This window comes from Moorena sp., assembly GCF_982860115.1.
Genome location: NZ_CEYLVT010000221.1, coordinates 1 through 12445 on the forward strand (window position 1 = coordinate 1; position 12445 = coordinate 12445).

General features: G+C 45.3%; 8 protein-coding genes. 5 read left to right on the forward strand and 3 right to left on the reverse strand.

Going from position 1 to position 12445, the window contains the following annotated elements:
* Positions 1-1363 precede the first annotated feature (1363 nt).
* Positions 1364-2302, forward strand: a complete 939-nt coding sequence (dacB, locus tag AC4II3_RS26550; protein ID WP_488014249.1) for a D-alanyl-D-alanine carboxypeptidase/D-alanyl-D-alanine endopeptidase — start codon at positions 1364-1366, stop codon at positions 2300-2302.
* A gap of 88 nt (positions 2303-2390) precedes the next feature.
* On the opposite strand, the gene AC4II3_RS26555 is transcribed toward dacB, so the two are convergent.
* Positions 2391-3221: an SDR family oxidoreductase gene (locus tag AC4II3_RS26555; protein ID WP_488014261.1), complete on the reverse strand. Its 831-nt coding sequence runs from the start codon at positions 3219-3221 to the stop codon at positions 2391-2393.
* A 163-nt stretch (positions 3222-3384) separates the two neighbouring features.
* Here AC4II3_RS26555 and AC4II3_RS26560 point away from each other — a divergent pair, with 163 nt between their 5' ends.
* Entirely contained in the window at positions 3385-3507 is a 123-nt protein-coding gene (locus AC4II3_RS26560) for a hypothetical protein (protein ID WP_488014251.1), read from the forward strand.
* Positions 3508-3541: 34 nt separating this feature from the next.
* On the opposite strand, the gene AC4II3_RS26565 is transcribed toward AC4II3_RS26560, so the two are convergent.
* Both AC4II3_RS26565 and AC4II3_RS26570 read right to left on the reverse strand, forming a co-directional pair.
* Entirely contained in the window at positions 3542-5131 is a 1590-nt protein-coding gene (locus AC4II3_RS26565; RefSeq protein WP_488014253.1) for a B12-binding domain-containing radical SAM protein, read from the reverse strand.
* A 448-nt stretch (positions 5132-5579) separates the two neighbouring features.
* The gene (locus tag AC4II3_RS26570) at positions 5580-7295 is read right to left on the reverse strand and encodes an aminotransferase class I/II-fold pyridoxal phosphate-dependent enzyme (protein WP_488014255.1); all 1716 of its coding nucleotides are present in this window, start codon (positions 7293-7295) and stop codon (positions 5580-5582) included.
* A gap of 415 nt (positions 7296-7710) precedes the next feature.
* Between AC4II3_RS26570 and AC4II3_RS26575 the strand changes: the two genes are divergently transcribed.
* The 3 genes from AC4II3_RS26575 (at position 7711) to AC4II3_RS26585 (ending at position 12312) form a co-directional block, all read left to right on the forward strand.
* Positions 7711-9546, forward strand: coding sequence for a fatty acyl-AMP ligase (locus AC4II3_RS26575; RefSeq protein ID WP_488014257.1), 1836 nt, complete (start codon positions 7711-7713; stop codon positions 9544-9546).
* Between the two features lie 158 nt (positions 9547-9704).
* Positions 9705-10475 carry an aspartyl/asparaginyl beta-hydroxylase domain-containing protein gene (locus tag AC4II3_RS26580; protein WP_488014259.1) on the forward strand — a complete coding sequence of 257 codons (771 nt, stop codon included), beginning with the start codon at positions 9705-9707 and terminating at the stop codon, positions 10473-10475.
* On the forward strand, positions 10462-12312 hold the full coding sequence (locus AC4II3_RS26585) for a GMC family oxidoreductase N-terminal domain-containing protein (RefSeq protein ID WP_488029632.1): 1851 nt from the start codon (positions 10462-10464) through the stop codon (positions 12310-12312). The genes AC4II3_RS26580 and AC4II3_RS26585 overlap by 14 nt, the downstream gene beginning before the upstream one ends.
* Positions 12313-12445 lie beyond the last annotated feature (133 nt).

Genomic DNA, 12445 nt, shown 5'->3' on the forward strand with positions numbered 1-12445 from the left:
GGGCTAGAGAACAAGCCCTGTCTATGTTACAAGCTTCGTTGTCCCCCTGCTAGGTCTTCCCTGTTCCCTAAACCCAATAATTTTTACCTCACCCAAATAATAATTGCTATATCCTGTAATAGCTAACGGCTAAACTAAGAAAAAAAATCACGCTAAATTACACATAATTGAGGTAAAAAATCACAAACTAAACTAGTTGTAAATAAATGTAAAAAAAATTATTTAACTCTTGCATTTTTTCAAGGAGTTATGTATACTATAGAAAGTAAACGACCGTACTAATAACCGCGCTGGTCATGGCCATTAATCATCTCCAGCGCGGTTTTTCTCCCAACCAAGTAGGAGCTACTTCCATAATGGCATCTTGCTGTGGAACTGGCATCTGGTTGTGGAACTGGCATCAAGCCGCGTGACACAATGAGCATCTTGCTGTGGAACTGGCATCTTGCTGTGGAACTGGCATCAAGCCGCGTGACAAAATGGGCATCTTGCCAGTAAGAATTTCCCGATGGGCTGTCCCAGCCAGGGGCGAAGAGGCGGAAAATTAGAGCAAGCCTTGTGGTGGTGCGTTACGGGGTTATGCTGGCTACGAAGTTGAATATGATGGCAAGGCGCGCCCCTAACACACCCTATTGGACCGACACATCTAAAATGGTGCAATAAGCGTAGGTTGGGTTGAAGAATGAAACCCAACACCAGTAAAGTTTTGTTGGGTTTCCCTACCGCTCAACCCAACCTACATTTTTAAGTGTGCCACGCCACTATGCACTTAATGCGTTCGCGTAGCGTGGCCTACGGCCAATCGCGTAGGCCACGCTACGCGAACGCAAACTGCTGAAACCTAACCAGATTTGATGTAATATTTTCCCTATTACAAATTGAAGTGCTTATGGGTGGACTAACGCAAAGCATCCCTTAAGCCTACCTGACTCGAAGGTTAATGGCTAACAACCTTAAACCTGTAACCTTGGCCAAAAGGCCACCCTAGGCGAACAACCAAATAACTTTCAACCTTAAACCTTAAACCTTAAACCAATAACCTTTAACTTTTAACTTAAACCCAAGGGACTTCAACCCAAGATGGAAAAACCTTTAAAAAAAAATGGATAAATTCATCTAATATTCATCGAAATTTAATCTGTTTTTGAATAAAATTCAGGAATATTGAAACACTAGTTATAGTTTTTCAATGGAGTATGAGAATGTCTTGATTTTTGGTATGCTTATTTTTAATTAAAAAACGAAAAAAATCTCGGTGTTCTCAAAAATCATGTAGGATGTAGTTTGGAATAAAATCCTACACTACCAAGACTTTTTTTATTTGTTACTGCTTGTTGAACTGTAGCAACACGACTACCTCACTATGACCCAATTGAATTATTGGTTGAAATCCTTAGGAATGCTAACTGTAGCTGTGCTGACTACGGTATCTCCTATTACGTCTAGAAAAGCTAATGCTAGAACAGTTGCGGACTTAAGGCAAGAGGGAAAATCTCTGGAAATTTCTGTGGTTCCTCCAGAAATAGCTCCTCCCGATTCCATTAAAATCCCTGTTCCTCCTCCGGAAACGAACAAAAATGGCATTTGTCCGGAGTTTCTGCCACCAGTAATTAACTCGATTATCGATCATCCTTCCTTGGCGAGGGGGAAATGGGGGATTGTGGTTGAATCATTATCGGAAGAGAAGGTTTTCTACAGCCACAATGCTAATCAATACTTTATCCCTGCTTCTAATATTAAACTATTAACTACAGCGGCAGCATTAAACAAGGTTCATCCCAATACTCCGATTCGTTCTAAGTCCATGAAAGAATGGGTGAAGGTAACGAATCTAAAAAGCAACAATAGCTATGCTGATACCTTATTGCGCTATATTGGCGGATCCGAAGCAGTACAGGATGCTTTGGCGGAATTAGGAGTTAACCCTAATAGTTATCGATTGGTAGATGGGTCTGGCTTATCCCGGAAAAATTTAGCCACTCCGGAGGTATTTGTAACCACTCTTAAAGGGATGAGTGATGCCAATAATAACCAAGTTTTCCTAGCTTCTTTACCGGTGGCGGGAGTGAGCGGTACTCTCAAAAATCGGTTGCGTCATCCCTCTACACAAACTAAAGTTCAAGCCAAAACCGGTACCCTCAGAGGAGTGAAAGCTCTGTCTGGATATCTAGAACATCCTGATTACGGCACTATCGTATTTAGCATCATGGTTAATCAACCATCCCAGTCAGGCAAAGTCTTAGAAAAGGGAATTGATGAGATTGTTCTGCGCTTAACTCAGCTGATGCCTTGTAATTCATAGAGAGTGTGGGGAGGGTGGGGAGATGGGGAGATGGGGAGATTTTTATTAAGGGTAATTATCCGGCTCCCGATTCCCGATTCCCGACTCCCTAATCCCTAAAATCACTCTTCCCCTTATTGGCTGCAACAATCCGATCAAAATACCAATTCAATCCAGGGGCGAGCAAACTATGGAACCGGCCTAGTAATCTCATCTCGAATCCTGGCATGATCCCAAACTGCTTTTTCTCAATACCTCTTACAATTTGATCGGCTACGGCAGTGGCACTCCACATCTCGGCACTGCCGGTAATCATCTTAGTTTCCTGGGGCTTGGTTTTATTTTCTGCTTCCAGTTGTGGGGTATCCGTATCGGGAGGATAGACAATAGAAACATGAATGCCTTGGGGCTTTAACTCACCGCGCAAGGATTCCGCTAAACCCCGCAGGGCAAATTTACTGGGACTGTAAGGGGTATAGCCATAAATACCAATCAGTCCAGCACCGGAAGATAGCAGTACAATATGACCTTTGTGTTGCTCTACCATGCTAGGTAGTACTGCTTTAATTGCATAGAGGGAACCAAAATAGTTAACTGCCATGGTTTGTTCAAATACCTCTATGGGCAGCTCTTGGAAGTAACCGGGATGAGCAATACCAGCGCTAGTGATTAATAGGTCAGCTGGACCGATTTGGTTAATTGCTTGCTCAATGGCTGCTTCTACCTGTATCTCCTGGGAAACATCAGCAGAAATAGTTAGAATTTTTGCTTGCGGATGCGTTCCCATCCCTTCAATCTCGACTTTAGCCTGCTCTAGCTTGGCTGCATCCCTAGCAATCAAGGTCAGATTAGCTCCCTTCTGGGCTAATAATTTGGCAGTGGCTTTGCCAATCCCACTGGAGCCCCCTGTGATAATAGCGTGCTGTTGATTAAAGGTCATCTTAGATCTAGCACCAAGTTGAGGTAGGGAATAGGGAACGGGAAACAGGGAGTCGGGAATCGGGAATCGGGAATCGGGAATCGGGGGTGTTGGGTCAATCTTGGAATGAATAGAAGTAGAGTGGGCATCCTGCCCGCGCGAGAATAAGGAGGAAACTGGCAAGATGCCAGTTCCACGCAAGATGCCCATTCCACAGATGCCCATTCTACCTCACTCTTCAAATCATTCCATTATTAAGCAATGCCCTCTACTCCCTACTCCCTACTCCCTACTCCCTACTCCCTAAAGAATAAATTATGCGATTAGCCCGAAGGGCTACGCTATGCGATCGCGGATTCGCTTACCGCCACTTCCTTATCCTTAGCCGGTAAAGGTGCTGGTTTATTAGTCATAAATTCAGCCAGCTGAGCCTCAATTTGGTCACGGACAATTTGGCGATATTCGAGGAAGTGTTCCGCGTAGGCACAAACCACAAAGAAAGAGCCCACCACTTTCGGTTTCTGCTGGATCAGCTTAAACAGACTATTCCAGAAGGTCCAGCGGGTCTTACGAAGAACCCCTTGTCGCCAGCATAGGGTTAGTAGCGCCCGGATAGTTATCCAATCGATCCGACGAGGTACCGCATGCCTCGGTAGACCAAGCTTCATAAAGTGGTTGTAGGTGCGCTTTAAAAATCGCTCTGGGTCATACAGTGTCCAAAACGCCTCCACATATTCACGAGCAATTTCTTCCACAGGCCGAGTTGGAACAAAATTGATCAAAGTGGTTTGGTTAATATTAGCTCCACCATCGAGAAGTCGTCCTTCTTTCTCAAGGCGATGCCACAGAGCAGTATTAGGCAATGCCTGCAACATACTAAACAAGGCAATAGGAATCGAGGTTTTCTCAATAAACTGGACAATGCGATCGCCTGCGCCTGGTTTTTCTCCATCAAAGCCCATGATAAACCCAGCCATCACCCTCAGACCGGCATTAGTAATCGCATCCACCGATTCACTCAGAGAATCCCGAGTATTTTGGAACTTTTTAGTCAGGGTAAGGCTGTCTTCATCAGGAGTTTCAATGCCCAAAAAGACCACTTTAAAATTACAATCGACCATCAGGTCCATCAGTTCTTGGTCTTGAGCCAAATCCACTGAAGCTTCTGTGATAAAGCTAAAAGGATACTCATGTTCAGCCATCCAGACTTTCATGGCTTTCAGCAGAATTTTGACATTGCGCTTATTGCCAATAAAGTTGTCATCGACTAGAAAAATCCCCCCTTGGAAATTCAGTTCTAAGAGGCGTTCTAGTTCAGCTAACAACTGCTCTGGAGCTTTAGTACGGGGTTTGCGACCGTAGAGGACAATAATATCGCAGAATTCGCACTGAAATGGACAACCCCGAGAGAACTGGATTGCCATAGTGTCATAGGCTTCGAGGTCAAGAAGATCAAAGCGGGGGATTGGGGTTTCCGTAACATCTGGCTTCTCACCATTAGCACGGAAAACCCCTTCACTCTCGCCCCGTTCAATCGCTGAGACAAACATCGGTAGGGTAATTTCCCCTTCATCCAAAATCAAGTAATCTGCCCCAGCCCCTTCAGGTTCGTGAGGTGAGGTAGTCGGGTAAGGACCACCGACAGCTACCTTTTTCCCACGGCGCTTAGCTTCCTGAATTAGCTCAAGAAAATCCTTTTTCTGGACGATCATACCTGAGAGAATCACCATCTCAGCCCAATCCCATTCTGCCTCCGTTACCTCAGATACATTGCGGTCAACCAGTTTAAAGGACCATGTCTGAGGTAATATCGCTGCTACTGTCACCAAACCTAGGGGTGGCATCAGTGCCTTGCGATTCACCAACTCAATGGTTTTCTCCATTGACCAGAAACTTTTCGGAAACAGAGGATATAGCAGTAAAACTCGCATAAGTGGCACCTGAAACGATAGTTAGGTTTTCCGGAATTGATTTATGAGAATGTATCAATTGATCACAGCTGGCTTAACAAAACCCGAGTTGGAAAGATGTCCTTGGCGGATTACCTGTCAGCCACTAACTATTAGGTAACGGGGTGGGATACTTTTCCCCAGTTAGTTAGTTGCTAAGGTTTGCTAATATATATAGTCTGATCCCCGAGTTAATTTCCACTCAATCCGCCAACGGGGTTTGTAATCTGTAAGTTGCCAGTTTTCCCTTAGATTTACCTGCCAGATAGTTATACTTAGCACCGGTCTAAACTGAGCTTTCGATCTCCTCTACCCCCGGTGTTTTGGGTAAACTCTTCTCCCCCCTTATGAAGGGGGGATGGGGGGGATGATCAATAAGCTCAGGTTATGACCGTGTGCAGTATAGTTACTATAAGATAGTTAATCTTAGTTACTCTAAGGATGATGTCTGGGTACAATCGTCCGGCTGTTGCTTTGCTACTTCTTGAGCCAGGGTGTTCACCGTAAAGCGAATTTGCTCCTCCGTATGGTTACAGGTGATAAAGAAGCGCAGGCGGGCAGCATTTTGCGGCACCGACGGATAGAACATAAACGGGACATTGATGCCACGCTTAAAGAGATTCTGAGAGAGTTGCACCGACTTCAACGCATCCCCGACAATAATTGGAATCACTGGAGAGTCTTTACTCGTCCCTGTGTTGAGTCCCTGTTTCTGGGCTAATTCCAGGAAAAGTTTAGCTCGCTGGTGCAACAGTGCAACTCGCTCTGGTTCTGCCTTGAGTAGCCTTATGGAAGCCAAGACCGAGGCTGCATTAGGAGGAGCTATGCCAACACTATAGACAAATCCCGGGGAGGTATACTTGAGGTATTCTACCACAGCAGCGCAACCAGCAATATAGCCACCGCAGCTAGCAAACGACTTGCTCAGGGTACCCATCCACAAATCTACATCAGCGGGATCAACCCCACAGAACTCACCAACCCCTCGACCGTGTTTGCCTAGTACCCCGATGGAGTGAGCTTCATCTACCATCAGGAAAGCTTTGTGGCGTTTCTTGACTGCAATGAACTCAGGCAAGTCCGGAATGTCACCATCAGTACTGTAAACCCCTTCGATCACAATCAGTACCCGTTGATAGTGGTGACGACGTTCCTGGAGTATTTTATCCAACGCCTGACAGTCATTATGAGGAAAAGCAATAATGCTAGCTCCTGACAGGATGCATCCCTGTAGAATACTGTTATGGCTCAGAGAATCATGTAAGATTAGGTCGTTTTTGCCAAATAGGTGACTAATAGTAGTTACGTTAGTAGCATGACCGCCCACATAGACGATACTATCCTCAGTACCAATAAAGTCAGCAATTTCTTTTTCTAGCTCTCGATGTAAGGGTTTTTCCCCTGACAACAGACGGCTAGCACAGGCGGAGGTACCATAACGATCTATGGCATCCTTTGCTGCTTGAGAGATCACTGGGTCACCACACATCCCCAGATAGTTATAAGTGGCATAATTAATCAGTTCCCGACCACCAATCTGTGTGGTATTGTTTACCACTCGTTCTTGGGGGGTAAAGAAAGGATTGTTAACCCCGAGGGCTTTAATTTCCTCCTGTTGCAATTGCAGTTTGCGGTATTCTGGGTATAGGTGGAAATTGTGGTATTCCGGTGGGATATCTTGATTGTTTAGCTTTTCTGCCTCTTGATTTGGGATTAGACCGTTTTTTGCCGATATATGACCATTCGTTTCAGGTATTGACCTCGCCGATGAGGTTTCATGGTTAGCTTGCGAGTTGTCTTTTGGTTGTTTAGCAACGTATTCTGCCAAATACTCAGCCAATGCCTCAATATTGTCGTGATCCCATAAAAGGGTTGGGGAAAGCCGATGTCCGAGGAAATTCTCCAGCTCTCCGGATAAGTTAACAGCTTCAATAGAATTTAAACCATAATCGGTAAAATCCCGATGAATATCGATTTCTTGGGCATCCAGCTCAAGTACGTCTGCCAGCTTGGACACTAACCAAGTGGCAATGCTTGATGCTCCTTGAGATAATTTTGGGGAACTGACGGTAGATTTGTGATCACTCGTAACCACAGTGGCCGGTGAGCTTTCTTTCCCGTTCCAGACCTGGTTCAACAATTCCATGTTGCACTCCTTCACCACACTAAAAGATTAGATCACCCAACTCCAGTTAATGGCACTGGGTGATCGTCTGCCCTTACCCCTCCATGACTTTTCGATCATTGAGCCTAGTTGTGAACCTTCAACCTCAGCTAATAATGTTCTAAACAGAGATTATCGCTCCATTTAGTGTTAGTTGCCACTGTTGAAGCCAATGAATTGCTATTTTTGGGGTTGACTTGATGGTTATTTTGCCATGAACTACCAAAACTTGTGAAAAATTCTATCAATCATGTCAAGTCTACCCTCTTGCGTCGATAGCAGTTGACAGGTAAGCTATTCTGCATCTAAAAATCTGTTTCGTAAGATGCAGATTTTGTTGATTGGGTCTGGTAACCTCGCGTCTAAGCTTGGTATGAGGGGAAACAACGCAGGGATAATGCGCGATCGCATAATGGCAAACCATAAAGCTAAATACTCTAACTTAGTCGATCTCGTGGTCGATAGAGCGATAAACCAACCTAACCAAATCGCTTACACTTTCCTAGCAGACGGGGAGACAGAATCTGGCCTGTTGACCTATCAACAGTTAGACCAACAGGCCAGAGCCATTGCTGCTCAGTTACAGTCTCTAGTTGCCCCTGGCTCCCGTGCCTTATTAGTCTACCCCTATACCGCTGGTTTAGAGTTCATTGCTGCTTTCTTCGGGTGTCTGTATGCCTCGGTGGTGTCAGTGACCGCTAATCCCCCCCGGTCGAAACAGGCTATTGCCCAATTACAGCAGCGGGTCATTTCTGCCCAAGCTACAGTAGCCCTTACTACCACAGACTTATGGAAAAGAATCCAGCAGCAGTGTGCCTCCAATCCAGAATTAGCCCCAAGCTTAACTCAACTGTCCTGGATAGAAAGCAATAAAATTTCCCCGTCTCTAGCATCAGACTGGATTGAAACGGAGCGCCCAGATCACGATAGCTTAGCGTTTTTACAATACACCTCAGGGTCTACCGGTAAGCCAAAAGGGGTAATGGTGACCCATGGCAATATCCTGCACAATTCAGCCTTGATCTATCAGTGCTTCGAGCATACTCTTAACAGTCAAGGCGTGATCTGGTTACCCTTGTTTCATGATATGGGGTTGATTGGTGGTGTAATCCAGCCCATCTATGGGAGATTTCCCGTTACACTCATGTCACCAGTAGCCTTGATACAGAAACCAGTGTGTTGGCTGCAAGCGATTTCCCGCTATAAAGCCACTACCAGTGGCGGTCCCAATTTTGCCTATGACCTCTTGTGTCGTCAGGTCACTCCAGAGCAGATAGAAACTCTAGACCTCAGCAGCTGGGAAGTAGCGTTTTCCGGTGCTGAACCGATTCGAGCCGAAACCCTAGAACGGTTTGCCGAGACCTTTGCCCCTTGTGGCTTTAGACCAGAAGCATTTTATCCCTGCTACGGTATGGCTGAAACCACATTATTTATTTCTGGGGGATTGAAAGCTAACCCTCCCGTAATTAAGTATGTTGAGCAAGGTGCCCTAGGAGAAAATCAGGTGGTAGCTGCTACTAAAGACCAAAAGGGAGCACAAGGAATTGTCAGCTGTGGTCAGCCCTGGTTGGGTGATCAGTTGGTAATTGTTGACCCGGAAACCTTAACAGAGTGTCCAGAAAATAAAGTTGGGGAAATTTGGGTATCTGGTAATGGTGTCGGCAAGGGCTATTGGAATCAACCAGAGGAAACAGAATGTACATTCGGTGCCTACATAAAAGACACCGGCACTGGACCATTTCTGCGCACCGGAGACTTAGGATTCCTACAAGATGGGGAACTCTTTATCACCGGTCGCCTCAAGGAATTGATGATCCTATGGGGCAACAACCGCTATCCCCAGCATATTGAAGCAACTGTTGAGAAGAGTCATCCAGCCCTGCGACCCAACGCTAGTGCAGCGTTTTCCGTAGATTTAGACGGGGAAGAACGATTAGTTATTGCTCAAGAGATCAAGCGCAGTTATCTGAGACACTTAGTGGTTGATGAAGTAGTGGCAGCCATTCGTCAAGCAGTAGCCCAAGAGCATATTGCTGATGTTTATGGGATTGTGCTGCTGAAAACCGGAAGTATTCCCAAAACCTCTAGTGGCAAGATTAAACGTCGGGAATGTCGGCTGCGATTTCTTGATGGCACTTTAGACGCAGTAGGTGAATGGCGACAGAGTCAACTTCAACAGCGTAGTATTACCGATCTGTTGAGTCAGTTGAATGTTGCTTCATCAGAATCCTAACGTTGTTATTGGATCAGCTGATAGCTAAATGTGTTTAAGATTACTAATTCCCAGTGACTAATTCCGACCATCACTAGCAATTTATTATTTTTTTTACTAGTTGCTAAAAAAAATAATTAGGTATGGTAACATATCCGTCTAAGCTAAAATAATTAACCATGAAACGTTCTTTAGAGGCTCTTAAGGAAAAAGCCAGAAATTTCCTGATCTATGGTATTGGTAGACCACTTATCTACAAGTTGGAAAAGCTAATTACTAATTATTCATTAATTGGTAATTCAGCATTCTTTGAGACTGACCAATTTGATTGGGTAGCTGAGTTAGAATCTCAATGGATGACGATTAGCCAAGAGCTCGATCAAGTATTGAAATATAGAGATAGTCTACCCAACTTCCACGACATTTCCCCAGACCAAGCCGAATATATCAGCACAGATAATCGGTGGAAAACCTATGGTTTTTATGGCTATGGAATCAAAGTTAAACAAAATTGTGAAAAATGTCCGGAAACTACTCGTATAATTGAAAAAATTCCTGGCATGAAAACGGCCTTTTTTTCAATTCTATTACCAGGTAAGCATATCCCTGAACATAGGGGACCTTATAAAGGGGTGATCAGATGTCTTCTAGGATTACGTGTTCCTGAACCGAAGGAAAATTGTCGGATTCGTGTTGGTAACGACATTCGCTATTGGGAAGAAGGGAAAGCAATGATGTTTGATGATAGCTTCCCCCATGAGGTATGGAATGAAACCGATGGGATGCGGGTGGTTTTATTTCTAGATATTGTTAGACCCCTCGGTTTTCCTGCTTCATGGATTAATCTATTATTTATTAAACTAATTGCTTGGTCACCCTTCGTTCAAGAGGCTATGAATAATCAGAAGAAATGGGAAAAACGTTTAGATAAGGTGTTTGCTCGACAATGAAACAATCGGGAATCGGAACCCACCCCTAACCCCTCCCAGGAGGGGAACGGGAATCGGGAATCGGAACCCACCCCTAACCCCTCCCAGGAGGGGAACGGGAATCGGGAATAGCGATGCATCGCTATTATCGTACTTGCTGCATCAAGACTGCAGAGGGAAAAATTCTTTTTCCCTTTTCTTTACTGCTCCCAACGAGGTACACAGGTTTTTTACCCTCTTACCTGTGATCTCCTACATCTTATGTCTTTACTTCTCCCTGCTCCCTGCTCCCTGCTCCCTGCTCCCTATTCCCTATTCCCTGTTCCCTATTCCCTGTTCCCTTTACTATATGACAAACGATTTTGATGCCATCATCATTGGTAGCGGAGCTGGTGGAGGAACTGTTGCGTTGGCGCTAGCTAAAGCTGGTAAGCAGGTTTTACTGGTTGAGCGTGGTAACCGATTCATTGACAGTGAACCTTACCAGGACGAGCAACGAATGCTGATCGACATGGCAGCTTTTGATGACCGCACCATCGAGGTTAATGGGCGTAATACCCGATTGTTTATTGGCGGAATTCTTGGTGGTGGTACCTCCCTCTATGGTGCAGTGTTGATGCGTCCGAGCCGCAATGATTTCCATCCTGGCAAGTACTATAGTGAATGGCTACCACGTCACCTCTGGGATTGGCCAATTACTTATGATCACCTCTCCCCCTATTTCGATCAGGCGGAGTCATTATTCCATGTTGCTGGAGATGATCCTAATAAAATCCTCCATCTAGAAACACCAGCCCACAGCTATCCAGCCAAGACTCCTCCCCTTGAGCCGATCAATCAGAAATTGGAGCGGGGGATTGAGAAAGCTGGATTTACTCCCTTCCACTTACCCCTGGGCATCGACTTTAACCGTTGCCTTCGCTGTCCTAAATGTCCAGGCTACTACTGCCCCAATGACTCTCGTGCTTCGACATTGGTATGTGCTATTGATGGAGCCGTCAGCAATTACCATCTCCAGCTAAAAACTAATACAGAAGCAGAGTGCTTGGTTACCAACCCTCAAGGTAAGGTGGTTGGTGTAAAACTTCGCTGGCGCGATAGTGGTACCATCGAAACGCTTAAAGCTAAGACTTATATTATAGCAGCTGGAGCTATCGGTAGCCCAGTAATCCTAATCAAATCTGGCTTAACTGGTCGTAGTGGTCAGGTTGGCAGAAATTATATGTACCATTGCGGTGCTTTGGCGGCTGGGTTGTTTAGCAAACCTACCGGTGGCGCAGATACCTTCATCAAGCAGTTAGGCTTCACGGATCTTTATTTTGGCTCAGCAGATTTTCCCCATAAGCTCGGGTATTCCCAAACCGTTCCAATCCCTGGGCATCTGAGCATACAAGAAAATTTACCGGTACCAATTCCAGATGCGATCGCAAAATTCCTACTCAAACGGATACTGGCGATGACGGGATTTGTCGAAGACTTACCCCAACCCGAAAACAGGGTAGAGGTTACCAACACAGGAGCGATCCATCTAGTCCACAAATTTCATCCTTACGATATTTACCGCTCCCGTTACTATATGCGCCAGCTCAAGAAAGTGATGCGCCATGCTGGGGTAGTATTTATGTTTGGTGCCACCGGGGATAAAGATGATCGTCACACAGCCCATCAAGTGGGCACCACACGTTTTGGGACCGATCCCAAAACATCAGTGCTTGACCCATACTGCCGTTTGCACGATCATGACAATGTCTTTGTTGTGGATGGCGGATTTATGCCAACCTCGTTGGGGGTTAGTCCTGCTTTAACGATAGTAGCTAATGCACTGCGAGTGGCAGATTATATTAAGGAGACTGTTTAATATCTTGACAGTGCTAATTTCTATGGTCGGTTGAGTGTTTGGATTACCCCTAAGACAAGAACACCCCGACCCCCCCTACTCATAAGGGTAGGTTTTTTACTTTGACCTCAGGTGTGGGGTGTAGGGGGTGGGG